General features: G+C 57.0%; 20 protein-coding genes. 10 read left to right on the top strand and 10 right to left on the bottom strand.

Features of this window, described 5'->3' with window-relative positions; translation table 11 throughout:
- Positions 1–47: 47 nt before the first annotated feature.
- The 5 genes from O77CONTIG1_RS06190 to O77CONTIG1_RS06170 all read left to right on the top strand — a co-directional run bounded on the left by O77CONTIG1_RS06190 (position 48) and on the right by O77CONTIG1_RS06170 (position 4,905).
- The gene (locus O77CONTIG1_RS06190) at positions 48–1,028 is read left to right on the top strand and encodes an acetyl-CoA carboxylase carboxyltransferase subunit alpha (protein ID WP_068508945.1); all 981 of its coding nucleotides are present in this window, start codon (positions 48–50) and stop codon (positions 1,026–1,028) included.
- A gap of 643 nt (positions 1,029–1,671) precedes the next feature.
- On the top strand, positions 1,672–2,394 hold the full coding sequence (locus O77CONTIG1_RS06185) for an SDR family oxidoreductase (RefSeq protein WP_068516118.1): 723 nt from the start codon (positions 1,672–1,674) through the stop codon (positions 2,392–2,394).
- Positions 2,395–2,543: 149 nt separating this feature from the next.
- Positions 2,544–3,266, top strand: coding sequence for a GTP cyclohydrolase I FolE (folE, locus tag O77CONTIG1_RS06180; RefSeq protein ID WP_068508943.1), 723 nt, complete (start codon positions 2,544–2,546; stop codon positions 3,264–3,266).
- Positions 3,267–3,588: 322 nt separating this feature from the next.
- Entirely contained in the window at positions 3,589–4,197 is a 609-nt protein-coding gene (locus O77CONTIG1_RS06175; RefSeq protein WP_068508941.1) for a hypothetical protein, read from the top strand.
- 126 nt (positions 4,198–4,323) lie between these two features.
- Positions 4,324–4,905 carry a Uma2 family endonuclease gene (locus tag O77CONTIG1_RS06170; RefSeq protein WP_068508938.1) on the top strand — a complete coding sequence of 194 codons (582 nt, stop codon included), beginning with the start codon at positions 4,324–4,326 and terminating at the stop codon, positions 4,903–4,905.
- Between the two features lie 72 nt (positions 4,906–4,977).
- On the opposite strand, the gene O77CONTIG1_RS06165 is transcribed toward O77CONTIG1_RS06170, so the two are convergent.
- The 7 genes from O77CONTIG1_RS06165 to O77CONTIG1_RS06130 all read right to left on the bottom strand — a co-directional run bounded on the left by O77CONTIG1_RS06165 (position 4,978) and on the right by O77CONTIG1_RS06130 (position 12,001).
- Positions 4,978–6,513 (bottom strand): alpha/beta fold hydrolase, encoded by a 1,536-nt coding sequence (locus tag O77CONTIG1_RS06165; RefSeq protein ID WP_068508936.1) that lies wholly within the window; start codon positions 6,511–6,513, stop codon positions 4,978–4,980.
- A gap of 44 nt (positions 6,514–6,557) precedes the next feature.
- Complete coding sequence (locus O77CONTIG1_RS06160; RefSeq protein ID WP_156434983.1) at positions 6,558–7,898, bottom strand: alpha/beta fold hydrolase; 1,341 nt, start codon at positions 7,896–7,898, stop codon at positions 6,558–6,560.
- A gap of 56 nt (positions 7,899–7,954) precedes the next feature.
- Complete coding sequence (locus O77CONTIG1_RS06155) at positions 7,955–8,554, bottom strand: hypothetical protein (protein WP_068508933.1); 600 nt, start codon at positions 8,552–8,554, stop codon at positions 7,955–7,957.
- Positions 8,555–8,652: 98 nt separating this feature from the next.
- Positions 8,653–9,165, bottom strand: coding sequence for a hypothetical protein (locus tag O77CONTIG1_RS06150; protein ID WP_197673334.1), 513 nt, complete (start codon positions 9,163–9,165; stop codon positions 8,653–8,655).
- 99 nt (positions 9,166–9,264) lie between these two features.
- Positions 9,265–9,912, bottom strand: a complete 648-nt coding sequence (locus tag O77CONTIG1_RS25390; protein WP_197673333.1) for a hypothetical protein — start codon at positions 9,910–9,912, stop codon at positions 9,265–9,267.
- Between the two features lie 1,067 nt (positions 9,913–10,979).
- Positions 10,980–11,351, bottom strand: coding sequence for a hypothetical protein (locus O77CONTIG1_RS06135; protein WP_068508931.1), 372 nt, complete (start codon positions 11,349–11,351; stop codon positions 10,980–10,982).
- Between the two features lie 59 nt (positions 11,352–11,410).
- Positions 11,411–12,001 (bottom strand): SH3 domain-containing protein, encoded by a 591-nt coding sequence (locus O77CONTIG1_RS06130; RefSeq protein ID WP_225894700.1) that lies wholly within the window; start codon positions 11,999–12,001, stop codon positions 11,411–11,413.
- A 650-nt stretch (positions 12,002–12,651) separates the two neighbouring features.
- Between O77CONTIG1_RS06130 and O77CONTIG1_RS06125 the strand changes: the two genes are divergently transcribed.
- A complete protein-coding gene (locus tag O77CONTIG1_RS06125) occupies positions 12,652–13,962 on the top strand; it encodes an AAA-like domain-containing protein (RefSeq protein ID WP_068508927.1) in 1,311 nt (436 codons plus the stop codon).
- Between the two features lie 184 nt (positions 13,963–14,146).
- A complete protein-coding gene (locus O77CONTIG1_RS06120) occupies positions 14,147–18,112 on the top strand; it encodes an AAA-like domain-containing protein (protein ID WP_197673332.1) in 3,966 nt (1,321 codons plus the stop codon).
- A gap of 95 nt (positions 18,113–18,207) precedes the next feature.
- On the opposite strand, the gene O77CONTIG1_RS06115 is transcribed toward O77CONTIG1_RS06120, so the two are convergent.
- Complete coding sequence (locus O77CONTIG1_RS06115; protein ID WP_156434981.1) at positions 18,208–20,736, bottom strand: peptidase domain-containing ABC transporter; 2,529 nt, start codon at positions 20,734–20,736, stop codon at positions 18,208–18,210.
- Positions 20,736–21,527, bottom strand: coding sequence for a peptidylprolyl isomerase (locus O77CONTIG1_RS06110; RefSeq protein WP_286132568.1), 792 nt, complete (start codon positions 21,525–21,527; stop codon positions 20,736–20,738). The genes O77CONTIG1_RS06115 and O77CONTIG1_RS06110 overlap by 1 nt, the downstream gene beginning before the upstream one ends.
- A 123-nt stretch (positions 21,528–21,650) precedes the next feature.
- Between O77CONTIG1_RS06110 and O77CONTIG1_RS06105 the strand changes: the two genes are divergently transcribed.
- Positions 21,651–22,904 (top strand): murein transglycosylase A, encoded by a 1,254-nt coding sequence (locus O77CONTIG1_RS06105; RefSeq protein WP_225894699.1) that lies wholly within the window; start codon positions 21,651–21,653, stop codon positions 22,902–22,904.
- Positions 22,905–23,056: 152 nt separating this feature from the next.
- Here O77CONTIG1_RS06105 and O77CONTIG1_RS06100 read toward each other — a convergent pair whose 3' ends face one another.
- Positions 23,057–24,262 carry a glycosyltransferase gene (locus tag O77CONTIG1_RS06100; RefSeq protein WP_068508923.1) on the bottom strand — a complete coding sequence of 402 codons (1,206 nt, stop codon included), beginning with the start codon at positions 24,260–24,262 and terminating at the stop codon, positions 23,057–23,059.
- A gap of 168 nt (positions 24,263–24,430) precedes the next feature.
- On the opposite strand from O77CONTIG1_RS06100, the gene O77CONTIG1_RS24230 reads away from it, so the two are divergent.
- Together O77CONTIG1_RS24230 and O77CONTIG1_RS06095 are read left to right on the top strand one after the other, a co-directional pair.
- On the top strand, positions 24,431–24,646 hold the full coding sequence (locus tag O77CONTIG1_RS24230) for a hypothetical protein (protein WP_156434979.1): 216 nt from the start codon (positions 24,431–24,433) through the stop codon (positions 24,644–24,646).
- A gap of 168 nt (positions 24,647–24,814) precedes the next feature.
- Positions 24,815–26,749 carry an iron uptake porin gene (locus tag O77CONTIG1_RS06095; protein WP_156434977.1) on the top strand — a complete coding sequence of 645 codons (1,935 nt, stop codon included), beginning with the start codon at positions 24,815–24,817 and terminating at the stop codon, positions 26,747–26,749.
- Positions 26,750–26,755 lie beyond the last annotated feature (6 nt).

The following is a 26,755-nucleotide window of genomic DNA, read 5'->3' as shown; positions in this document are numbered from 1 at the left end:
GCCCAGTTCTCAACCCCAAGCTAGTTCTCAACCTCTAACCCTGAGCCATGCCCACATCGGAACGTCGCCTGCTGCTGGATTTTGAAAAACCCCTAGTCGATCTGGAGGAGCGTATCAAGCAAATCCGTGACCTGGCAGAGGAAAGTGAGGTAGACGTGTCCGATCAGATTCAAAAGCTAGAGGAGCGGGCCGATCAGCTCCGGCAGGAGATTTTTCAAAACCTGACCCCAGCGCAGCGGCTCCAGGTGGCGCGGCATCCTCGCCGACCCAGCACGCTGGACTATATTCAGGCCATGACCGATGAATGGATCGAACTGCATGGCGATCGCCTGACAGGGACAGACGATCGGGCGCTGGTGGGCGGCATTGGGCGGCTGGACGGACGGCCCGTGGTGCTGCTAGGGCATCAAAAAGGGCGCGACACAAAAGACAACGTAGCGCGAAATTTTGGCATGGCCTCGCCGGGGGGCTATCGCAAGGCAATGCGGCTGATGAACCACGCCAATCGGTTTGGGATGCCCATTCTGACGTTTATCGACACGCCGGGGGCCTACGCGGGGCTGGAGGCAGAGCGGCTGGGCCAGGGGGAGGCGATCGCCTATAACCTGCGCGAAATGTTTCGGCTGGACGTGCCGATCCTCTGCACTGTCATCGGCGAGGGCGGTTCGGGCGGGGCGCTGGGCATTGGCGTGGGCGATCGCCTGATGATGTTCGAGCATTCGGTCTACACGGTCGCCAGCCCCGAAGCCTGCGCCGCCATCCTGTGGAAAGACGCAGCCAAATCGCCTCAGGCGGCGGAGGCGCTACGGATTACCGCCCAAGATTTGAAACAGCTTGGCATTCTGGATCAAATCTTGCCGGAGCCGCTGGGCGGGGCCCACGCCAACCCGCTTCAGGCTGCCGCTACTCTCAAGGCCGCTATCTTAGAAAACCTGGCCCAGCTTGATAGCCTCACCAACGCCCAGCGGCGTGACCTGCGTTACCAAAAGTTTCGCAAGATTGGAATCTTTCAGGAGATGTCGGCTTGAGCGAGTGGAAGGAGTTGGGGAGGCTGAACTGATAGGCCCAGCCCCCCGATTTCTGAATGAACCTGGAGCCAGATGGCAGGACGGATTTGCCCACTGCTCCCTTTGACAAAATCAGTTAGCGTAGCAGAGGAAATTGGTCGAGTCCGGTTTATGAGTGTTAAAATCAAATCCGTAACATTTTTTAATATTTTGGAGCCGATTCTGGTGTGTAGCGCTTAATACTCGTTAATAGGGCCCTGTTTCGGTCATGCTAATCATAGGCATTAGGGCTTGGCTTTGATTTGGATAGAGTTATTGCTGATGGATTCGGTCTGGCTTCTGGACACTCGCCGTGCGATCGCCTCACTGCAATGCCTGACGGCACGGATTAGCCAGATGCCGCTTCATCCAAGACCCACGCCTGACTTGAGCTCGGGACTCTTTGACGCTAGCAATCCAGTTTTCTAACTTTTTTAACCCACCTGCTAACCCAACTGCTTTTAACCAATCGTTCCTTTAATCAACCGCTTCATACCGCTGCTTGGAACTGGAGTTTCTCCCAGTTCGCTACCCACCTGCGATTTTAAGTTTTGGCTACAGGCTGGCTTAACCATTGTTTTTTTCTATTCCATTCACGCTGATCCATCAGTTCAGGATTTTACTCATGTCTCACGCTCTTCCCACCCGCGCCCTGATCACCGGAGCCAGTCGGGGCATTGGCGCAGCCACGGCGATCGCCTTTGCCAAAGCGGGGGTAAACCTAGCTCTGGTGGCCCGCTCCGCCGAATCGCTGGAGCCAGTTGCCGCTGCGGCCCGGGAACTGGGTGTAGAGGCCAACAGCTACCCCATTGACCTGGAAGTTTTGGATCAGGTTGCCGAAAAAATTGGAGCGATCGCCACCGCCAGCCCCATCGACATTCTGGTGAACAACGCCGGAATCGGCTACACCAGAGACTTGCTGACGACTCCCCTCGCCGACTGGCAGCGGGTGATCAATCTCAACCTCACCAGCGCCTTTCAGTGCATTCAGGCTGTGCTGCCAACCATGCGCGATCGCGGCCAGGGTGTGATTATCAACATCGCCTCCATCGCAGGCTACCATGCGTTTCCCGGATGGGGAGCCTACAACGTCAGCAAGGCGGGGCTAATCGCCCTATCCAAAACCCTGGCAGCCGAGGAGCGCTCCCACGGGATTCGCGTCGTCACCTTTTCGCCCGGATCGGTCAATACGCCAATCTGGGACACCGATACGGTGCAAGCCGACTTCGATCGCTCTCGTATGCTCACTGCCGACGTGGTCGCCCAGTCGATTGTGCATACTGCCCTGCTCCCCCCTGGTGCAGTGATTGAAGAAATCACGCTGGTTCCCAGTGCGGGAGCCTTGTGAAGATCCGAGCCAGCCCCCAAGCAGCACGGTTTTACCGGGACTGCTTTACCGGGACTGCTTTACAGAGAGATTGCTGAACAAGCCGTTCGGCACTGGCTGATTCTTTCAACAGTTTCATTGTTTTCTTTGGAGAGTTTATCCCAAGACCTATGACGATTGCTTCTTCTAACGGATTTACGAACGGATCTAATGGAGCCAACTCCTCACCCACTACGATTGATACACCCAAGCAGGGCGAAACGCTAACGCTGGAAGTGCGCCCCGATCGCACAACCTCCTATGCCCAAGAGCATACCGAAGTGTCGCAAGAGGACATGATCGACGCAGTGCGAACGATGCTGCTGGGCGTAGGCGAAGACCCGGAGCGGGAAGGCTTGCTCAAGACCCCCAAGCGAGTCGCCGAAGCCATGCGCTTTCTCACCAGTGGCTATAACCAGTCGCTCGAAGAACTGGTGAACGGCGCAATTTTTGACGAAGGACATAACGAAATGGTGCTGGTGCGCGATATCAACGCCTTCAGCCTGTGCGAACACCATATGCTGCCCTTTATGGGTCGGGTGCATGTCGCCTACATCCCTAATCAAAAAGTGGTGGGGCTGAGCAAGCTAGCCCGCATCGTGGAAATGTATTCTCGCCGCCTCCAGGTGCAAGAACGCCTGACTCGCCAGATTGCCGAAGCGGTGCAAACCATTCTAGAACCCCAGGGCGTGGCGGTGGTCATGGAAGCGACTCATATGTGTATGGTGATGCGCGGGGTGCAAAAGCCTGGTTCCTGGACAGTCACTAGCGCCATGCTGGGTGTGTTCCAGGAAGATCAGCGCACGCGAGAAGAATTCCTCAGCTTGATCCGCCATCAGCCCGCCTTTTTCTAGAATCCAGGCTCTAGAATACGGAACTTAGGGCTTGATCCTGGTTCCTAAAAACAGTTGCATTACTTGAAGTTGAGTAGTACTATTGAACTAACCAACTTCTTGCCACAGTCGGTTTTTGCTCAGGCAGAGGCCGACTTTATTTTTCCGTTTTCGCTCTCGTTTCTGCGCCTGCCTGCTGCCTTAAACCTGTCAAGGGTAGGCAAAGTCAGCATCCTAGCTCCTTTTTCGTCAGTTTTGCGGCTCGTTCCTGCTCTCAGAGGTTCCTGCTCTCAGATTTTCAACAAACCCTGATTCCTGGCAACCCTCAATTCCCGACAAGCCAATGAGCATTGAGCAAACAACCCAACTCATCCAACTGATTTTGAACAGCGTGCTGATGGTGGCGGTGGGGGCGGCAGTGTGGCTTGGGTTGATGCTGCGCTGGGTGTGGTTGGATAGTCTGCTGCGGGGGGCAGGGGGAGAGGTGCTGCGAGATGATCTGAAGGGATTGGGCGATCGCCCCTGGCGGTTGGAACAGTCGTGGGGTCGGGGGGCCGAGCGCTCACTGCTGGCGCTGCGGCGGAGCAATCGCCGTCTCAAGCGACACCACCAGATGGTTGCCGTGAGCCTGCTAGTTGCCCACGGATCGCTGCTACTGTTGGTTTCCAGCACGCTGCTGTTGGCCTTGCGGACGCTGGTGCAGGCGAACTGGCTGATTCAGCTTTCGCTGGGCGTGTTTGTGGCAGGGGTCGGCGGGGTGCTGCTGGCGCTGGGGCTTTGCCTAACTGATTGGGTAGTGAGGGAGGAGTGTGGGGCGATGCGCTCGCAGCGCGGCGAGATGAAGCTGTCTCTAAGGCGATCGCCCCGACGGGCAATCGTTGCCCTGGAGGGAACCCTGCGGGACAGAGGCAGCAAGTCTACTCTTCCAGAATTTCTACCCGATCTTCGATAGGGATACCAAAAGCGCGAGCAATTTTATAAACAGCGGTACAGGAGATGCGATGCTGCGATCGCCCGACGCTTAAGAAATCTCGTTAAAATAGCCCCAACGATCCTGTGCAAGCGGAGCGCTGCATCCATGAGCCAAGCCACCTCCACCCAATCCCAATGCCTGACCTTTGAGGACTATTTGCGCCATAACGACGGCACAGATACTCGGTACGAATTGGTCAACGGAGCGCTGGTCGAAATGCCCCCAGAATCTGAAGCAAACAACGATATCGCCCGCAGGCTGTTGTTTGAATTCGCGAAACATCTGCCCATCGCGCTTCTAGCCTACAAAGACACAGAAATCGAAGTGACCGGGCGGCGGGCCACAGCTCGAATTCCCGATTTGCTAGTGCATACGGCAGACTCAAAAGCGGCTGTGGCGGCTGCCTCCCGCGCCACCCTGACCCGCGATATGCCGCCCCCGGCGCTGGTGGTGGAGGTGGTCAGCCCGGGCCAGGTCAACCGTGACCGCGACTATCGTCACAAACGCACGGAATACGCAGCACGCGGCATCGCGGAATATTGGATTGTCGATCCTGAAACCCGACAGGTGACGCTGTGCCTCTGGGTGAATGGTCAGTACGAAGACCGGGTCTACAGTGACGCAGAAGCCATTCAATCGACGGTGGTGCCTGCCTTTGCGCTGACTCCGGCGGAAATTTTTGGTTGAGTGGGGTGCGCCCCCCATAATCAGACATGCCTGGCACGTCTCCCATACAGATGGCGCTCAGTAACAAAGCATTTATTCGTACACAAAAATGGGCTTGACCTCGGCAAGGCAGCGACCGTCAGGACTCTGCTTCGGGTCGGAGAGAAAATCGAGGGCGATCGCCTCCACACAGGTCGCGGCTGGGGTGCCCGCTGGTGCCAGCATCGAGCCGTGACCCACACCGGGGAAGGTGTAGGCATGGGCATTCTGAAAATTGCGGGCAACAGTCTCGCCGTAGCGTTGGGGCGTGACCGGGTCGTAGCCGCCATTGAGAACTAAGACGGGAATCTCGGTGTTGTCGTAGGCGAAGACTGGCTCTCGCTCAACCTGAAGCAGGTCGCAGAAGTGCTGATAGGAAGCACTCTCATTCTCCCCGATTGCGATCAGCTGCTCGTAGGGGGCGGGAAACACGGTAGACGGATCTACTGCTATGGAATCGACCCGCGAACAGAGCACCGCGTGATACATGCCTGTAGCACTATCATCGTCCCGGAGCGCCTTCGAGAGTTCGGATACGGCCCAGCTAAAATCTCCCTCAGCCGCCTGGTAAATGTTCTGGGGCAGGGCTGAGGCATTCCCACTGTTGGCGATATAGGGTTCAAAAAACATCAAGAATTCGTCTCGATCTAGCGTGGTTTCCAGGGGTTCCTGGGTGCCGGGGATTTTGAGCGTCAGCGGCACGGGGGTTTGCTCTAGATGATCCAGCACGCTCAGAAAAACGGTTTCCAGGTTGGGATAGGTCTGATTACACTGGGCATCGGCGGCGCAGGCGGCAAACAGGTTGCGAAGTGCCCCGCTCAAGGTATAGGTGGCGGCCAGGTTAAAGTCGATATTCGTCGTCACCACCCCGTCGATGATCGCACTGCGGAGTTGGGCGGTGTGTTCTTCCGCCTGCTCTAGCACGTATTGCCCCAGCAGCGTGCCGTAGGATACCCCGTAGTAATTAAACTGGTCGTAGCCCAGGGCTTCGGCTACCGCATAGATATCGGCGGCATTTTCGATGGTGTTGAAGGCGTTGGGGTTAATGCCTTCGGCCAGGCTGCGATCGCGGCAGGCCACCATCCACTGGGTATCGGTCGGGGCCATCTCGTCGCGAGCCACCGCTATATTGTGCCCGGTTTTCTCGGGGCAGTTAAAGAAGGGGCGTGAATGCCCAGTGCCGCGCTGATCGACAAACACCAGATCGCGCCCTTGCAGCAAGGCGGGCAACACCGGCCAATTGGGCAACACACCGACCGCAAAGGTGTCAATGGTAGTGCTGCCAGGGCCACCATTTTCCATAAACAAGGGGTCGGGGGCAGGGTTGTTGCCAATGCTGCGGGTTCTCACCACCGCCACCTGAATGGTCGGCCCATCGGGCTGGCTGTGGCGCTCGGGCACGGTGACATAGCCACAGTCAGACATGGCGCTCAGCAGCGCGTTCAGACCAAAGGTGGAGCAGTCGGTAGATTCCCAGGCGGGGCTGGTGGGGGGAGTGGCGATCGCTGGATGTGGAATGGCGATCGCCACCGCGGTCAGAACAGTGAAACCCCAAAAACGGGCAGCATAACGGGCAATATAGTGATTCATGTGTGTTCTGCTTGGTAAAGATGTGATGTGAACGCGGGCGATCGCTACTCAGCCGGTGGCAGCACAAACTGCGGAAATAAATCAGCGGTGCAGCTTGTGTCGGGGACTTGGGTGGGATGATTCACAAACGCCACGCCAATGTCTTTGGCACACTGGGAGGCCACGATCGCCCCGTGGCCCGTGCTGGAAAACTCTACAAAGGTGCCGTTGCGTAGCCCTTCCATTACCCCGATGCCCATTTCGGTGTTGGTTTGCACGTCGTAGCGACCTTGCAGCACCAGCGTAGGGATGCTGCTGTTAATCGGGGCGTGTTCGCTGGCGGGGGCAGGCTCGACGGGCCAAAAGGAGCAGAGGTCGTAGGCTTGCTGGGCGGCCACCAACCGACCTGCGCCGAGCTGGGGCATCAGCAGGGTCTCGTAGTTAGCCTGGGTTTGGGCCGGGTCGCTAAAGGGCACTAGTTCGCGGCAGTCTAGACTGCGAAACATGCCTGTGGTGATGTCGGCATCGACCCCGGAGAAGGAGTCGGTGAGGGCCGATACCACGTCGTACACGTGGCGCACCTCGACCTCAGACATAGCGTTGACAGCCTCGGTCAAGGTGGCAGCGGTGTCGCCCTCAAATTCTTCGGCCACAAAGGCGAGCAGGGTTTCCCGGTTGCGGGGGGCATCGGTATAACCTACCCCCAAAAGGTTGACCAACAGCAGCACCCCCTCCGATTCGGGCAGGGTGTTGGCGATCGCCTGGATCTGCTGTACCCAGCGGCTGGCGGGGCGGCGGGTTTCGGCCGCGGTGGCCCTGGCCCGCAGAATATCTTCCGCCTTGGCCTCAAAATCGCGGGCTTGCAGGCGGTAGGCCTCTGGCGAGGATTCAAAAGCGGGTGTGTTAGCCTCGCTGCTGAACAGCGCCCCGGTGATCACCCCAGCAAAGGTAGTGGTGATGCCCTGCTCTAGCTCCTGGATAATCAGCGGCAGGTAGGGGGCAATCTGGCCGGGGTGGTGGTTCATCAGCTCGATCAGCGTGGCAAACTCGGCGGCGGTGACGCGCTCGATGGGGGTGGTGCGCTCCAGGGGGGTGATCGGCTCGTCCAGGGGCAGGGGAGCTTGATCGAGCTGGTTGAGCAGGGCGACGGTGCGATCCGTCAGGTTGGGGTAGGCGGCCCGGCAGGCGGCATCGGCCTCGCAGTCTTCCACCAGGTTGAGAAAGCTGACCTCCAGGTCGCGGACGATCGCTTCATACTTATTGGCCTGCACGGGCACGGTGGAGTCGAGCACCACGCTGCGTACCCGGTCGGGGTGGTTGGCCATAATCCGCTGGGCCAGGTAAGTGCCGTAGGAAATGCCGTAGAGGTTGATCTGGTCGTAGCCCAGAGCAGCGGTCAGGTTCACCACATCCTGGGCGCTGTTGGGGGTGCTGTAGTTGCTGAGGTCGTTGCCGTGGTTTTCTAAAAATGCGGGGCGCAGAGATCGAAGGCGGCATAGAGCGTGATGAGGTCGTCACTGGCATTGGGAAAGCGGGCGCGCATTTGCTCCCGCAGCGGATCGAGCGTGCCCGCATACTGGCTATTGGGATCCAAAAGCACCTTAGTGGTGACCAGCACCACCGGGGCACAGCCCAGCCGATTGGAGAATTGCGTACCCCGCTGATCCAGCACAATGATGTCGCGGGTTTGGCGCAGGGGTTCGTAGATTTTCGTCCGCACTTCCAACGCGCTCGACTCCAGAGTGCTGCCCCCCGGCCCGCCGCGCAGATCCATCACCGGGTCTGGCGCAGGGGAAAGGCTGCGGCTGTGCAGCACAGCGTAGGTCAGGTCAATCTGGCGACCGTTTGGCTGGGCGTAGTTTTCGGGCACCGTGAGAATGCCGCAGGTGATGGTTTCGCCTTCCACTTCGTTGGGGGGCAGCACCGTGGGGCAGGGGATTTCGGTGGTGGGATAGGGGCGGGAGGTTTGGGCGATCGCACGTGGCTGAGTCGATAGGCAGGCAGCAATTCCTGTAGAAATCGAGGCGATCGCCATCAGAACAATAGAAAAGTTTCGCTGCATAAGTTGTATAGAAAGTATAGAAAGTATGGATAAAAGCGATAGGGAATAAAGCGATAGGGCTGATGAAGCGAAACTATCAATCCAGCATCAATCCAGCATTAATCCAGCAAAAGGGTCAGAAACGTCGCGTCGCCTGTTTCACGGTATCCGGCCACCAACACACCCGACATGGCGGCACCATCCCCCAGGGTGTAGATGACCAACTCCGTCACTGTTGCATCGTCGTAGGCGGCCGACAGCGCTCGGTGGGTCGCTTCAAAGTCGTCACCACTGGTCAACACCAGCGACAATGACTGGGCGGCGTCCGAGGGGGCGATCGCCTGCATTTCCGCAATAATCTGGTGGGCATCCCCTGGCTGTCGGCGATAGACCTGTTTCCACGGCATCATCCAAGCGGCTTCGCCCCAGCGCTCCCAGAGGTCGCCCACGAAATATCGATAGTATTTGAGCGCCGTCTGCTCTAGCGCACTTGCATTGTTGAGAGGTTCATAGAATACAGCGCTGCCAAATCCAGCCTGACTGGGAGGGCCGTAGATCGCCTGCAAGTTGGCAACATAGTCTGGAGCCTCATAGTCTGGAGCCTGAGGCTGCGGGTTGGCTGGATTTAACATGGCTCAGTTGGATAGAGGCAACGCCGACGCGAACAAGTCTGAAAAAGTAGCAAAAAAGGCGCTCAGTCAAAGGCTGAGCGCTTTTGGGTGACCGGAACTCTAGCAGGGTTCGCGGGTCGGGTCGCACATGGTGCTGGGGTCTTCGCCAACCGACACCGGCGGAATGGTGTAGTCGTAGAAAGTCGTTCCGGTGACTTCGTTAAAGACAAGCACCCGACCTGTGCTGGGAGTCAGCACCACGCGCACACGCCCATCGGTGCCAGAATAATCGGGCCCTGGCAGCTTGGTCAGCGTGCCTCGGAAGCGAAATTCGCCTTCAGTAATCTGAATGTTGATGTGGTTGTAGTCAATGACTGTGGTGTAAGTAACGGGATTGCCGCTGGTGCTGGCGCTGGCAGACGGAATGCCTGCGGTGTCCCAATACACGTAGATCGACTCGTTCGCGAAGCGATAGATTTGACCGCGATCGCCCAATCCCGATTGCCGATAGGCCGGCTGCCCATTTTGATCCACATAGTTTCCGGGCTGGTTGCCCACGGGGGTCAGGTCATAACGCCGCCCGTCTTGCAGTTGAATGCCCACATTGCCCTGGCGCTGGGAAAAGGTGCAGGCCGTCACCGCCGAAGCTCGATCTTCACCACGGGGATAAATATCGCAACGGGCATCGACCGTATCCGCCTTTGCTGCAAAGGGAATCGCAGACGCAACGGCAGTTATTACTGCAACAAGAAGGTACTGAATTTTCATTGTTAAATCTCAAGTTTGTCCAGATTCCGACGTTCCGCAGGTGAGACAGAGTTTTTAAGAAATTTGATTTTTGAAAGCTTTGTCTGAAAAGACTTTCAGCCACTTTCAGCTAGCTTTAAATAAGCGCCTGAGTCTCAAGACTGTCTCACCCGTGAGACAAGCTGTATTTCTGGGATGCTTGGTGAGCAAGATTTCTGGGATGCTTGGTGAGCAAGGCTTCCAGGCTGTCACTTTTCGCTCAGTCTCAACCTGCGGAATGTAGGGATTGTATGTAGACACAAGCATTCCCCACGCATTTAGAGGATGTTTGAAAAGGTATCGCCTGTAATGTTAAGCACTCAGAGATCCCCCCCCAGCCCCCCCTAAAAAAGGGGGGGAAACCGCCTTAAAGTCCCCCTTTTTAAGGGGGATTTAGGGGGATCTTGCACGCTTTGCTACAAACAGTAGGACTTTCCAAACATCCTCTTACACACAATCAAAATCAATCCAATTCTCTCAAACCCAACAAGTCAAGGAATTCAGAAAAGAATTCATGTGAGAGGTGAGAAAGGCATAGCACTGAAACGGTCGGCTATTAGCGAGGGGAACAGATGCCATTAGCCCCATTCCGCCTTGTGTAAGTCACAGTTGCAGTCCCATCAGGATTTAAAGTGATAGAAACAGTAATACCCCGGAGCCTCGCCTCGTAATAGTTATCGTTGAATTTCTGAACCCTTGCCTCCTCTCCATTGATATAGACGTAACCTCCTTCATCGGCATGTACGTCAATACCTGTGGGGCAAGTAAAGTTGAGCTGTGGCATACCTGCTGCACGAGCAATACCGACCATCATGAATCCGGATGCAACCATCGCAAACAAGGCAGCAAAACTTGATCTCATTTTCATCATGTTCACCTTTATAAAAGACCTCAAAATCAAACATCAGTGAGCGCTTTGACAAGCAGTGAATCGTCGTATCTCTATTTAGAGAGCGGCTTCCTTTGCAGTGGAAAAGAAGTCGTTATAGCACTCGCTTTCCGTCGGGATGCTAATCACAATGACCTGATTGGTATCGCAACAGCGCAGGCTATAGCGCCCCTTCACTCGTGTTGCGCTGATTATCGCGATAGGGATAGTTATAAAACTCAGTCCCCGTCACCACGTTAATGACCACCACCCGCCCGACTTCGCGGTCATACATCACGCGCACCTGTCGATCCTGAGCAATGTAGAAGTTGCCAGAGCTGCGGGTGAGGATGCCCCGAAAGAAGAACTCTCCATCCGAAATTTGGACGGCAATTTGATCGGCATTGCGAGGTGTCATGTAGGTGCGCTCTGGTGTGGCACTCTGCGCTAGTTGAACCGGAGCGGCACCCAGGCTGTCAGCGTGGGCAGTCAGCCCAAAACTGGACGCTCCCAAAAGTAAGGCAGTTGCCAAGAGCGGAATCTGAATTTTCATGTGGTTTGGTCTGCAAAAAGATGGGTTGTGATTAACGGTCAGCTTTGGATCAAGTCAGCCTACAGTCCATCGCTAGGGAAAACGATAAAGTCACTACGAATCCAGCCGATCGCCCCTGATTCTAAAAACTGCACCCGGCACCAGTTGAACGTGCTGCCTGCTGTGTCGGTATCTTGCACGCATTCCAAAATGTTGACGCGATCGCCCGCCAGTCCATAGCCAACTGCGCGAGAGCGAACCGTCGCCGCGCTCCGCAGATTGATCTGTGAGCCGCGATCATGCGCGACTAGCGTGCCAATGCGCTGTCCGGTGGTTTGCACGGGCGCACTGCCGTAGGAACTGCTGGTGTCCCAATAAACATAGAGCGCCGAGCCATCGCCCAGTCGAAAGATCTGCCCGTTATTGCCCAGCCCGCTCTGACGATAGACGCGGTTGCCATTTTGATCCGTAAAGTTTCCCGGCTGGCTATTTGGCACGGGCGACAACTCGTACCGCCGACCGTTGGCCTGTAGCTGAATGCCGATATAGCCTTGTCGCTGAGAAAAGGTGCAATTACTAGAAAGGGAAGCGTAGTCTTCGCCCGGTGCGTAGAGATCGCAGTGGGCAGGAACGGTATCGGCTTTGGCAGCTAAACCCAACCCTAGCGTCATTAAGGATGTTGCTGCTGATAATAAAACGATTTGAACTTTCATGCTCTAACACGTATCCGTGAGTGTCAAATGTCAAACGATTGATTGTTTACGCTGTAGATCAACTCAAAAAAGAAGGCTCGCATCTTCGAGCAATGATGCCCCATGTATTTCGCCAATCAACTATCAATCTGGGATGGAGTATATCAGCCAAGTCTGACCTTTACAAGGTTCTAAAGCTGAGTTTAAGAATTAAGCCAAACTCAATGAATTCAGGTATTTCAGATAAAGCGGCAAGTTGTTTAGTTCTCAGATAAAACTACTTAGAAACAGCTTCTTCCAGGTATAAAAAAATGTTCAATCAGTGTTTATCTGGATTGGATCTGCCTAAAAAGCCTCAAGAATCACTGCTAAATCATTTAACGAGTAATGTTTAAGCGCTAACTGACTTTAGACAGTATCTAGTTCAAATGAATCACATCCAATGGTTCAGTCTTGATCATCAATAATCATCAAACAAAACCAGACTTTAGCGATCGTCTTTATAATTAGCAGCTTCAGCATCGAGAAGTTCGATAGGAAGTTCGATGTTAAGTAAGTCGAACTCGGCTTGAGTTGGACGATTTTTTGCTGGATGAGCGTGTATCCTCAATGAGGGTAAGGGACACACTATGAATCCTGAAAACCGAGATCCTGAAAAACAAGATCTTGAAAAACGGCGAATTGCTAAACGCAAACGCGGGATCGTTCTGAGTGAGCATGGGCTGAGTCGTTTGCAAGCGGCGATCGCCCGTCTTGAGGCAGAGAAAAACGGCGGCGATCGCTACAGTGCCGAAGCGTTGAGCGAACTGGCGGACGTGTCTCCATCGTCGATTCGTCGGCTGTGGGCGGCGCAGGCGGGGGTGGATCAAAAGACACTGCGAAAGATTTTCAGCACCTTTGGGTTGACGCTTACAGATGCCGACCTCCAGCCGGTTGACGGTTTTAGTCCAGCAACGCTTTCCCAACCGTTTTCCCAGGCGCTTTCCCAACCGCAGGCGGACGGTTCCTTAGCGCGATCGCTCCGCCGCTATCCCAGCGGGCCCTTGCCGCTCCAGTCATCGCTCTACATTTACCGAGAGCCGATCGAAGCGCTAGCCTTTCGCGAAATCACCCAAGTTGGCTGTGTGGTGCGGATCAAAGCGCCGCCGGGCTTTGGCAAAACGTCGCTGCTGCTGCGGATGCTCGACCAGGCTCAGCAGTTGGGATATGCGATCGCCTCGATCGACCTCCAGCAAGCCGAAACCGACATTCTGGAAAATCCCAATCAATTTTTGCAATGGTTTAGCAGGTCGCTGGCGATGAAGCTGGGGCTGGTGCCGCCTCCCGAAAACCCCTGGGGAGAGGCGATCGGCATCAGCTTTAGCACTACGCTCTATGTGCGAGATCAACTCCTGTCTTCGATTCAGCGTCCCGTGCTGCTGGCGATCAACGCGATCGATCGCGTGTTTGCTCATCCTGCCACTGCACAAGCCTTCTTGCCGCTGCTGCGCTCCTGGCATGAGGAAGCCGGACATGATGCCGTCTGGCAACACCTGCGCCTCGTCGTCACCTATGCCACCGACTGCTACTTGCCGCTCGACATCATCTTTTCGCCGTTTAATGTTGGGCTGCCGCTGGCACTGCCCGAATTCACGCCAGACCAAGTGTTGGAGCTAGCGCAGCAGTATGCCCTGTCGTGGAGTGAGTCAGACGCTAATCGGCTGATGGCATGGGTTGGCGGACATCCCACCCTGGTGCATCTCGCGATTTACCACATTGCCAATCAACGGTCTTCGTTAGATGTGTTTCTAGAGGCCGCTACAACGCCTCAAGGGGTGTACCAGAGATATTTACAGACAATGTTTGCCCCGCTGCAAGAGCTGCCCTGGACGATGGAGCCGCTAAAGTCCCCTGCTTCAGACTCAAGGCGTGAGTGTTTAGACCCCCCTGCTGGCGTTTAAGTTAGAAGGCGCAGGATTAGTCACCCCAACACCCAACGGTTGGCGACTCAGTTGCGAGTTGTATCGCTATTATTTGAAACGCTATATTCTGGCCGAGTGATGCGTTTTCCTGAGATTTCGATGCCCTGGTTCAAGAAGTCGTTCATAATAGGGCAACGGCAACAGCAAATCAGGGCATCCCCCAGTGATTACCTCCCCCCGCTTTAAAGTTGGCGGCTGCCTCCATGCCAACGCTCCCAATTATGTGGAACGCCAGGCAGATACAGATTTGTACGACGCATTGCGATCGCGCGAATTTTGCTACGTCTTTAGTTCGCGCCAAATGGGGAAATCGTCGCTGCTGGTGCGGGTGAAGGAGCGACTGCAAGCCGAGGGAGCCTGCTGCATTTATCTCGATATGACGCGCCTGGGTGGCACCGATCTTACCCAGCAGCAGTGGATTGCAGGCGTTGGGATTAGCCTGATTCAGGGGTTGAAACTGCCGCCGCAGGTTGATTTTTTGCACTGGTGGAAAGCGCGAGAAGCCCTGCCGCTGATGCAGCGCCTGAGCCAGCTTGTGGAAGAGGTGATCTTACCGTCGGGGGGCGATCGCCCCATTTATATACTGATTGACGAAATCGACAGCCTGCTGGGGCTACCGTTTTCCACCGATGCGTTTTTTGCCTGGATGCGGGCGTGCTATAACCAGCGATCGCACGATGAGCAGTATCACCGCCTGACCTTTGCGCTGTTTGGCGTCGCCACCCCCTCCGATTTAATTGCCGACAAGCAGCTTACGCCGTTCAACATTGGTCAGGCGATTCAGCTAGAGGGGTTCACCTTCGCCGAAAGCGCCCCGCTACTGCCGGGACTAGAGCCGTTTGTAGACCATCCTGCCGCAGTGCTGCAAGCCATTTTGAGCTGGACAGGCGGGCAACCGTTTTTGACCCAAAAGCTGTGCCAGCTTGTCGTCAAACAGGCGCAACAGGCGGAAACGCTGCCACTGCGGTTGCCTGTGGGCGCGGCGGATATGTGGATCGACGAACTCGTGCGATCGCACATCCTCAGCCATTGGGAATCGCAGGACGAACCCATCCACCTGCGTACTATTCACGACCATCTGTTTTGGCACGAAAACCGCGTTGCGCGATTGCTCGGACTGTATCAGCAATTGCTGCAAGGAAAGCCCGTCTACACCGACGACAGTCGCGAGCAAATCGACCTGCTGCTGTCGGGGTTGGTGGTGCGGCGGGACAATCAGCTCGCCATCAAAAACCGCATCTATCGCCAGGTGTTTACCCCGGCTTGGGTCAAGCAACAACTGCACCGGCTGCGCCCCTACGCGGTCAACCTGGATGCCTGGGTCGAGTCAGGACGACAGGACAACGCTTGCCTGTTGCGCGGGCAAACCTTGCTAGAGGTGGAGCAATGGGCCCGGAATAAAAGCCTCAGCGACCTGGACTATCAATTTTTGGCAGCGAGCCAGGATATGGAGCGGCAGTCTATTCAGCAGCAGCTCACCGCCAAAGCCGAGAGCGAGCGCTTCTTTCGCCAGTTGGCAGAAGCGGTGCCGCAGATTGTGTGGATTGTGGAACCCGACGGCAGCCTGTCTTATACCAACCAGCAGGGCAACGACTTTTCAGGGCTAACGCTAGGCGATGTGCAAGATTGGAAACGCCTGGATATCGTTCATCCCGAAGATCGTCCCCTCAGCCTGGCTGCCTGGAAGCATTCCCTAGAGACCGGCGAACCTTATGAACTTCAGCTCAGGATGATGGACGCTGAGGGAACCTATCGCTGGTTTCTCAACCGAGCCATTCCCATTCGCGATGGGGCGGGGACTATTGTCAAATGGTTTGGCACCAGCACTGACCTCGACACGCTCAAACGGGAGGAGGAAACTCGACGACTGCGCGAAGCGGAGAAGCGTCTGCGCTTGCAGCGCTGGCTCTTGGGCACGATCAGCGCTGCATTTGTGATTGCCAGTGGCTTGGGGCTGTATGCCGCTGCCCAAAAACGGCAGGCCTCGCTGCGTGAAATTGAGGCGATCGCCAACACCGCCGAGGCCCAATTTGCTTCGGGCAATCGATTGGATGCACTCGTCACGTCGATTCAAGCCTATACGCAGCTAGACCGGATTGGCCGGGTGCCCGCCGAACTAGCGACCCAAGTTGAGCGAGAGCTGCACCGCAACACCGTTCAAGTGGTGGAGTGCGATCGCCTAAACGCCAACAAAGGGCGAGTGCGGGGATTGGCGATCAGTCCTGATGGTCAGCGCATTGCCGCAACCTATGATCAGTCCACTATCGTCCTGTGGAACCCTAACGGGACGACCTTGAACACGATTCCAGAAAAGGCGCGGGAGGTTGTCTTCAGCCCCGATGGTGAAACCCTGGTGGGGGCAATGGACGATGCCACCGTGCGGCTGTGGCGCGCCGAGGGCACACCCCTGGCAACGCTCAAAGGACATTCAGATCGCGTGCTGTCGGTGGCGATTAGCCCCGATGGACAGTGGATTGCCTCGGCTGGCAAAGACAAGCTGATCAAACTCTGGCACATCGACGGCAAACTTGTCCGTACCTTGAGCGGACATCAGGGGGTGATCTGGAAGGTGGCATTTAGCCCGGATGGGCGATCGCTCGCTTCGGCCAGTGCCGACAACACGGTGATGCTATGGGATCTGGACGGCACTCCCCGTCGCACCTTCCGCAATCCCACGCCTTCCACCGACGGGGAAAATCGACTCCTGAGCGTTGCCTTTAGCCCCGACGGTACGAAATTGGTGGCAGGCGATTCCTATGGCAACATCCTCTGGTGGAACCCGAATGGCACCTTACTCAACACTACGTCCGAGCATCGCAATGCGGTGGGAAATTTGGTCTTTAGCCCCGATGGGCAAACCCTGGCGTCGGGCAGTTGGGACAACACCATCAAACTGTGGAATCTAGAAGGAACGGTGATTCGATCGCTCCCAGGGCATCCCAGCGGCACACTGGCGCTGGCGTTTAGCCCGGATGGCGATCGCCTGATTTCCGGGGGAGAAGATGATCTGGTTCGGGTTTGGCAGTTGTCCTCTCGTTTTACGACGGTCTTGCGGGGCCATCGCGCCTCTGTGTGGAGCGTCACGGTTGCGCCCAATCGCAGCACCCCTCGCGGCACCCCTAATGGCACCCCTGCTCCAGCAGCAGAACCAGTCGTGTGGTCTTCTAGCACCGACGGCACGATTAAGCGCTGGACGCCTCAGGGACGACTGTTGCAAACGCTGCCCGCTGCCCGTGGCGAAGTCTGGGCCGTGGACACCCGCCCGGATGGGCAAATGACGGTCACTGCCCACAACGACGGCACCCTGGCGCTGTGGAACCCAGACGGCACCCTCATCCAAACGATCAATGCCCATGCAGAAACAGCATTTGATGTTGCGTTTAACCCCGGCGGCACCGAAATTGCGTCTGTGGGCTGGGATGGCACCCTCAAACGGTGGCAGTTGGATGGCACGCTGATGCAAACCCTGAAAAAAAGCACGGAACCGTCGTTAGACAAACTCAGCGATCGCCTCAATGCAGTTGCCTTTAGTCCCGACAATCAGTGGCTTGCCGTGGGCGGTCGAGATCAGATCCTTTACCTGTGGCAACGCGGTGCAAATGGGCAGTTTTCGTCTCAGCCGCAGCGGGCGCTGAGCGGTCATGAAGACACCATTTGGGATGTGGCTTTTAGCCCGGATGGGCAACAGGTGGCAACCGCCAGTGAAGACAATACGATCAAGCTGTGGACACTAGATGGAACGCTGATTCACACGCTAAAAGGACATGGCGATCGCGTCAATGCGCTCACCTTTATTCCCGCAAATTCTGGACTCCCGGCAGCGTGGGGCACCGTCATTGCTTCTGCCAGTTGGGATAAAACGATTAAGCTTTGGAAGCTAGACGGAACGCTATTGCACACGCTAGAAGGACATGAAGAGCGAGCGCTAGATGTGGCATTTTATCCTGCTGCTGCAAATCAAAAGGCACTACTGGCATCTGCGGGATTGGATAATGTGGTGATTCTCTGGCAACTCGATCGGGTATTCGATATGGAACAGATCCTAGACGCGGGGTGTGAATGGGTGCGGGATTATTTGCGAATGCGACCAAAGCAGGGCGATCGCTCCTCGATTTGCAAACGCAATTAGCAATCAAGAATCAGCAAAATTTGAAATTCGTGCCACCGCTGTGCAATCCCTTGAAACGCCCTTGAGATACTCTTGGGGTGCGTCGCACGACGGGTCTAGACGGACATTTGCTGGCGCTGATAAAGCGAGTAATACAACCCTTTTTCCTGCAACAGCGAATCGTGCGTGCCCCGCTCGACGATCACGCCTTTTTCCATCGTCAGGATCAAATCGGCGCGTTTCAGCGGCGCAAAGCGGTGAGCGATCAGAAACAGCGTCCGTCCCTTCGACACCTGCTTCAGGTTTTCGAGAACCTGCTGCTCGGTTTCCGCATCCAGGTGGCTAGTGGCCTCGTCCAAAATCAGCACGGGCGCATCCGACAGGAACATCCGCGCCAGGGTGATGCGCTGTCGCTGTCCGCCAGAGAGGGCCGTGCCCCGCTCGCCGACGCTGGTTTCGTAGCCGTGGGGCAAATCGCAGATAAAATCGTGGGCCACCGCCAGTCTTGCCGCTTCGATTACCTGCTCCGCTGTGACATTGGGATTGCCCAGGGTAATGTTTTCCAACACAGAGCCGTTGAATAAGAAATCTTCTTGCAGCACCACAGCAATCTGCGGGCGCAAGGAAGATAAGTCAGCGCTCTTGATGTCGAAGCCGTCTACCAGAATTCGTCCTGCTTCTGCCGGATATAGTCGCTGAATTAATTTAGATAAGGTACTTTTGCCGGAGCCGCTGCGCCCCACAATGCCGACAAACTGCCCTGGCTCAGCGCGGAAAGAAATGCCCTTGAGAATCGCTTCCTGGTCGGGCTGATAGCGGAAAAAGACGTTTTCAAACACGACTTCGCCGCGCAGGGGAGGTAAGGTAAGTCCTGTGCCGGGTTCTGCTTCGGGAGCGACGTTGAGGATATCGCCAATGCGATCGACCGCCAGCAGCACTTCCTGCAAGTTTTGCCAGAGCTGGATCAGGCGCAGCAGCGGCCCCGTAACGCGACCCGACAACATTTGAAACGCAACGAGCTGACCGATGGTGAGATCCTGATTGATCACCAGCCGTGCGCCAAACCAGAGGATCAGCAGCGCCGACAGGCTGGTGAGAAAATCGCCCAGGTGGTTGCTGATGTTTGCCGTGGTGGTGGCGCGAAAGCCAGTGCGGACGAAGCGAGCGTATAACCCTTCCCAGCGATCGCGCGTGGTTTGTTCTGCTGCATGGGCCTTGACGGAATGAATCCCCGTCATCGTTTCCACCAGATAAGACTGGCTATCGGCGCTGCGGTTAAAGGTTTCGTTTAGCCAGTTGCGGAGGATTGGCGTGCTGATCAGCGTCAGGATGGCAAACAGGGGAATCACCGCCAGCGCAATGCCCGTCAGCTTGATGCTGTAGTACGCCATCATCCCCAGATACACGACAGAGAAGATACTATCCAGAATCACCGTCAGCGCCGTGCTGGTGAGGAATTGGCGAATTTCCTCTAGCTCCTGCACGCGGGCCACAGTGTCGCCCACGCGCCGCGCCTCAAAGTAAGATAAGGGCAGCCGCAGCAGATGGCGGAAGAGTTGCGCCGACAGCGCCATATCCAGCCGATTGGTCGTGTGGGTAAAGATAAATAGCCGCAGAATGCCCAGCACTGCCTCAAACACGGCGATGATCAGCAGCGCGATGCCCATCACGTCCAGCGTGGGGATGCTTTCCTGCACCATCACCTTATCGATGATTACTTGCGTAATCACGGGTGTCCCTAGCCCCAGCAGTTGCAGCGTCAGCGAGGCAAACAGCACCTCCCCCAGCAGCACGCGATATTTCCAGACCGCAGGCAAAAACCACTTGAGGCTAAATTTGTCCTGCTTTTGAACGGGTTCTACCGTCCACAGTTGCCCGTCCCAGGCCGATTGGACGACGGGCTTGGGGACGCTTTTGCAGGTACGGTCGGGGTCGAGCGGGTCGGCAATCAGCAGGCGATCGCCCTTCACGCCGTAGGCCACCACCCAATGCTCCCGATGCCACAGCATCAGCGCCGGATAGCTGACGGTCTGCAAGTCGCGCCACTCGGTCAGCAGCAGCCGCTTCATTTGCAGGCCCAGTTTTTCGCCCGCGTTGATCAAATCCTTGGGGAGCTGACCCCGGAGCTGCCGCTGCACCCAGTCGATCTGCGTCGGCGCATTCAGCACCTGGGCGACCATCGTCAGACAGGCCGCCGCCGAATTGACGCCGCCCACAAAGGGATAGCCAGCCACGGGCTGGGGCGCGTCGGAATAGTCGGGCTGATAGCGCGATCGCCCCTCCAGCCAAAACTGGCGCACTTCGGGAACCCGCGCCGACACCTCATCCCACAGGTCGCTGCTCCACGCCAGCACCTGCACCTCTTTGCCCGCCGCCCGCGCTTTCCACGGGCCCGTCAGGCTGGGAAAATCGCCAAACCAGTCTCCCGGCTTTAGCAGCGTCGGCTTGCCATCTTCCGGCACCAGCCGCACATTGCCCACCAGCACCAGATATTGCTCCCCCGGCGCATCGGCCGACCAGATCACCTCGCCCAGTTTATAAGAGCGAACGACGGCCTGGTTTTTGACAGAGATTTGCTGATCTGCATTGAGCCAGCACAGGGGAGGGGCATCCCAGGGAATGCTGGCGAGGAGGTCTTGGGGCATTATTCTTCAATTTGAATTTTAATGGGCAGGGTTTGAACTTTTTCGGCGATCCACTGGTCAAATAGCTCATTTTGCAGCGTTTGGCGCACCTGGGGATTTTCCAGCGAGGCGGGCAGATGCTCCTCCACGCGAAACAGCGCCCAGCGCCCTTCTATCTCAAGCGGGCCCACGATCTGCCCCGCTTCTGCCAGGTCGATCGCCGCCCGCAGCAGATCCGGCATACTGCCCCGACTGACGGGCCCCATCATGCCATTCATCACGCGGTCTTCCAGCAGCGAATGCTCCCGCGCCAGTTGCTCAAAGCTGGCTCCCTCCGAGAGTTGCAGGCGCAGTTCTTCTGCCAGATCTTTGCTGTCTACAATAATGCGCGACAGCACCACGCGATCCAGAAACATCTTGCGCTCGATGAAATATTCCTGGAGCTTCGGCTCCGTCACGTTTTGCCGCAGCTTGTCCATGCGGAAGCCAATCGCAATGCGCTCGTGAAAGGCTTCGTAGGTTAGCCCGTTGGTGCTGAGCCACTGCTGGAAGACTTGGGCATCCGTCAGCTTATTGCTGAGCCGAAAATCGACGACGGCCTGTTCCAACACGGCGGGGCTGGGCTGGAGGTCGGGTTCCTGGGTGAGCGATCGCTCGATGACGTACTGCCGCACGATTTCACCAATGAACCCGTCGAGCTTGCCCCCCGCCTGCAAGTAGCGAAACACCTGGGATACGGTGATCGGCTGATCATCAATCGTCAAAAACGGCTCTGAAGTCATGCCATAGCTCTCTGCATCAGCACCCTCCATTATGCCCAAGGTTGGGGATTCGGTTTCAGGGGTTAGGGATTGGGGGTGAGGGGCGGGTGGAACCTTGTGTTTAGGTTTGACGTTATAAATAGGGGGTCATAATTGGTCTAAAGGTTGGGTCTTGTGACCCGCTTTAGGCTGGACGTTGCGCTGGAGTTGGGTGGGATAGTGATGGAACGGTTGGTGGTGGAGCGGCAGCGGGGCGATCGCCCCCGGTTTTGGAGAAACCTGATCGCGGGTGGAGCGCTGACGTTGGGACTGTGGCTGGGCGGCGGGGAACTGGCGGCGGCGCAGACCGTGCCGCTGCGGCGGGTGGAAGCGGCGCAGCTAGAGGCGGCAGCGACGCTGGATGAGCAACTGCGGCGATTTGGGGGCGATCGCCCGGCGATGATTCGCGCCATTGACTATTCGCTGCGGTATTTGAACACGCCTGCCGCGGCCGAAGCCTATCGCACCGTTGCTGTGCCAGAGTTCACGCGCGATCGCGTCCGGCGCAGCCTGGTGCGGTTTCGCCAGTTGTTGCAATCCACCCGTTCTGCCGAAGAATTGCGGACGGCGGTGCTGCGGGAGTTTTCGCTGTATCAATCCATCGGGCGCGACGGCCAGGGCACGGTCGATTTCACCGGATATTTCGAGCCGACCTACACCGCCAGCCGCCGCCCCACTGCCGAGTTTCGCTATCCCGTCTATCGCCTGCCGCCCGACCTCGACCGCTGGCCCAAGCCCCACCCCACCCGCGCCCAGTTAGAGGGAATCGACGGCTTGCAGGGGGCGGTCGGGCCGCTGCGGGGGCTGGAAATTGCCTGGTTGCGCGATCGCCTAGAAGCGTTTTTGATCCAGGTGCAGGGGTCGGCGCGGCTGCAACTCACTGACGGCACGACCCTCAGCATTGGCTACGCCGGCCGCACGGACTATGCCTACACCAGCCTGGGGCGAGAGTTGATTAACGACGGCAAAGTGCCCGAAGCGGGGCTGAGCCTGCCCGTGGTGCTGGATTATTTTCGGCGCAACCCAGCGGAGCTAGATATCTACATTCCGCGCAATAACCGATTTGTGTTTTTCCGAGAAACGGCCAGTGCGCCACCGCTGGGGTCGCTGAATGTGCCCGTCACCGCTGAGCGGGCGATCGCCACCGACAAGACCGTGTTTCCGCCCGGTGCCCTGGCGCTCATCCGCACGGACATTCCCCAGGTCGAGGCAGCAGGACAGCTCACACCGCGCCGCGTCAGCCGCTATGTGCTGGATCAGGACACCGGCGGCGCGATTCGCGGGCCCGGCCGCGTCGATATCTACATGGGCAGCGGGCAACGGGCGGGCGATCGCGCTGGGCTGATCAACCATCCAGGGCAGTTGTATTACCTGCTGCTGAATGAGTGATGCTGATTTTGGATTTTAGATTGCCGATTTTGGATTGCCAACAATCTAGGTTCAGATAGGTTTCCATCACCCCGTCACCCCATCATCCCATCACCCCGTCACTCCCTCTCCCCCCTCTCTCCCTCTCCCCCCTCCCTCCCTCTCTCCCCCAGCTATCGGCGCAGCGGCTTCAGCGATCGCCCCCGCCAAGTCCAGCCCCAGCCCGTTTCGGCTTTGACAATAGAGGCGATCGCCAGCGCGGTGATGAGCGGGCCGCTGAGGACATGCAGCCACCAGTAGCGCGTCGTTGTGCCCAGGGCATGGGCTCCGATAGCGCGAATGGCATATTGCAGCCCCAGGCCGGCGATCGCCAGCAGCAGCAATATCCAGCCAGCAATACTGCCAGCCGTGAGCAGAGAACCAAGGGCGATCGCCAGCGCCAGCCAGGGCACGGTGTAAATCGACAGCATCACCAGCGCCAGCAGCAGCATCAGCGGCACACTGTAGTTTGCGCCGACGTATAGCACCTTCGTCCAGCCTTCCCAGAGGGTTCCAAAAGAGCGATACATCCGCAGGCTCAGCAGGTCGCGGCCGATAACATGCACCACTCGAAAGCCCTGATGCTTTAGCCTGCGGGCAAAAGCGACATCTTCCGCAACCTCTGCGCCGATGCTGCCGTGGCCACCTGCCGCTCCGTAGCTCTCCCGCGAAAACAGCAGGCAGGGGCCCAGCGCGTAGGTCGTCGGCGATTTCGGATCGCGCACGACTTCAGAGTTAAATGTGACCATCGCGTTGACAAACATCAGCGGCTGCACCAGCCACTCCACCAACGACCCGTTGACAATTTGCGGAATGCAGGTGAGTAGGTCTGCATGAAGGGCGATCGCCGTTTGCACCATCGAGGCGATCGCCCCTGGCTTTAGCCGCACGTCTGCATCAAGAAACAGCAGCCAGTCGCCGTCTGCGTGTTGTGCCGCCTGAAAGCAGGCCCAGTTTTTGCCCGACCAGCGTTGGTCGGGAGGTTGGGGCTGCCCCGCCAGGATATGCAGCCGGGGATCAGCAAGCTGGGCTTGCAGGTCATACAACTGCGTCAGTGTGCTGTCGGTAGACTGGTCATCAATCACCCACACCCGGAGATAATCGGCAGACAAACTTGTGCAGTCCAGCACCGAGCGAATGCAGCCCGCCAGATTTTCGGACTCGTTGTACATCGGAATCACCACCGAAATCCGCGGCGGTGCAGTGATCCATTCGGCATCGGTTTGAACCGTCCGGGGACGAGGCAACTCCGCCACAGCGCGGCGCAACTGAGGAAAATAACCGCCTGCTATGCTCAGCGCCACCAGAGAGATTGGGATAAACAGCCAGGCTAGACTCACAAGGTTCTACTTAGAATCCCATTTTGATAGACGGCTAGTTTTTGACTCGGACTTACTATATAGTACTCGTAGATTATTCGTCTGCAATGAAAATTTGCGGCGGTAAGTGTGCATCTGCGTATGTAGAGCGGTTTAGAGGCGTTTCTAAAGTCTGCCGTGGTGCAGAGTGTGATCATTGACCAGAGATTGACCAGAGTTGGACAAGGTTTTAGTGAGACCGCAAATGCTGGCTACGAAACTGAGTTGGAAAGCCACATGGCACTTGGTCTAGCTATTCCGAACAAGATTGTAAATGTAGCCCCAAACCTGGTTTTAATGGCTTCTCACACTGATTTTGCAGGAACTTTTGCAGAAATCCTTCCAAGAAATTCAAATAGCATTTGAACAGTGTTTGCACGGTGTTTGCACGGTGTTTGCACGGTATTTGAACAGTATTTGAATAGTATCTGAACATTTGATTTGAATATTTGATTTGAATATTTGAACAGTATTTGAACAGGTCTTTGCAGGGAGTTCTGAATCAGATTTTGAAGTGTGTGAGGATTTAAGGTCGTGGGTTTAAATTCTGCTCTGGTCTCGACACAGCGGGCGATCGCCCACCTTGGTACACCCCTTAGCCATCAACTCGCCCCTCGACATTGCCACGAATTTTTGGTGCCGCTGGGACTGTCGCTTGGACTGGTGGCGCTGGGGGTTCCCGCCCTCTCGCAAACCCTTGATGGAGTCTTCCTCGACGACACAGCACAGCAAACTGGTTTTGCTGCCGAACCAACCGCGCTGTACCCAGGGCTGGACGGGTTTTCGGTAGACCAGATGGCACAGGTCACTGCTGTCTCGCAGCTTGCGGACGTGAGTCCGGGCGACTGGGCCTACGAGGCGCTGGCCTACCTGTCCAATGACGAAGCCCAGGGCGGGTTGGACTGTCTGGAGGGATACCCCAGCGGGCGGTATCTAGGCGGGCAGGCGATGACGCGCTACGAGTTTGCGGCGGGGCTGGCGGCCTGTCTGGACGCAGTGACGGGGCGACTGGAGCAGCTTGATCCGGAGGCGATCGCCCGCATCGAAGCCCTCCAGCGCGAGTTTGCACCCGAACTGGCCACCCTGGGCGATCGCCTGGATGAACTAGAGGCCGCCGCCTCTGAACTGGAAGCCAATCAGTTTTCCACCACGCTGCGGTTCAACACGCTGGCCTCCTTTAACTTCAGTCAGTCCTTTGCGGGTGGCGACATTTTGGCCGAAGGCATCACCGTCCCCGGCGTGAGTCCGGCATCTCGGCGACCGGCCCGCCAGTTTGACCTGCAAACGGGGCAGTTTGGCGACCCGGTGGTGGAAACCGTGCGAGATGATCCCTCCACCACCTTCAGCTATTCGACCTACTTCGTCTTTACGGGGTCTTTTCAGCAGACCGACGAACTGACGATGATCCTGGCAATGGGCAACGGCGACCCGCCCGCCAGCACCTTTAGTTCCGCCGGATTCACCAGCAGCTTTGGCATCCCCTACGCCGATTCCAACCCCGTTACGCCGCTGTCGCCCAATTCCGTCGGGTTATTTGAGCTAAAATACGCCTTTCCGCTGTTTAGCGAAGACTTTCGGCTGGTGGTGGGGCCCCGAATCCTGCCGTTTCGCCATTTCGACCAAAACCCGTTTACCAACATCGTTTTCGGCTCCAGCGGGCTAAATTTCTACCAAAGCACGCTGGCGGGCAACGGGCTGTCGGGGGCGGGCGGCTTGTTTGAATGGACGCTCAGCCCCCAATGGCTGCTGCGGGCAGGCTATCTGTCTCGCAATGACCGATCGCAGCGAATTTTTGACGAACCCTTTATTTCCCCCGGTGGCGACGGCTCAGCCAACCCCAGCCGGGGCTTTTTCAACGGCAACAACAACATCCTGGCGGAGCTGACCTATTCCCCAAGCTTTAACGCCAACATTCGCCTGCTGTATAACCGCAGTCGGCTAGAAGCGCCGCCGCCGTTTCCGGGTGTGCCCGAAGGGTTGGCGGTGTTTCCTTTTTTGCTGACTTCGCTGCGGGGCGCGGTAGATGACGGCTTCGGCGGCACGGTAGACGACATCATCGCCCACAATTTTGTGCTGAATTTTGACTGGGCCCTGTCGCCGGGGTTTGCCGTGTTTGGGCGCTACTCCTTTAGCACGTCGGAGATTGACCCGATCAATCCCCTGCGCGACGGCGGCAATGTGGAGGTGCAGGCGGTCCAACTGGGCTTTGCCTTTCCTGACCTGGGCAAGCCAGGAGCGCTGGGCACGCTGGCGGCGACGATTCCGTTTGACGTGACGGATGGTGAGGAGTTTCTGGTAGGGGGCTATGGCGATGGCGGCACGCAGGTCGATGTGCTGGCCAGCTACTACTTTCCGCTGAATGACAATGTGGGGCTGGTGCCGATGTTTTTTGTGTCGTTTAACCCGAATAATTTCAGCGAAAATCCGCCGGTCTACAGTATCATCCTGAGAACCCAGTTTTTGTTTTAGCGCTTA

This window comes from Leptolyngbya sp. O-77 (assembly GCF_001548395.1).
Taxonomy (GTDB): domain Bacteria; phylum Cyanobacteriota; class Cyanobacteriia; order Elainellales; family Elainellaceae; genus Thermoleptolyngbya.
The sequence above is the reverse complement of the archived record's forward strand: the minus strand, read 5'-3'. Positions and strand labels throughout refer to the sequence as shown.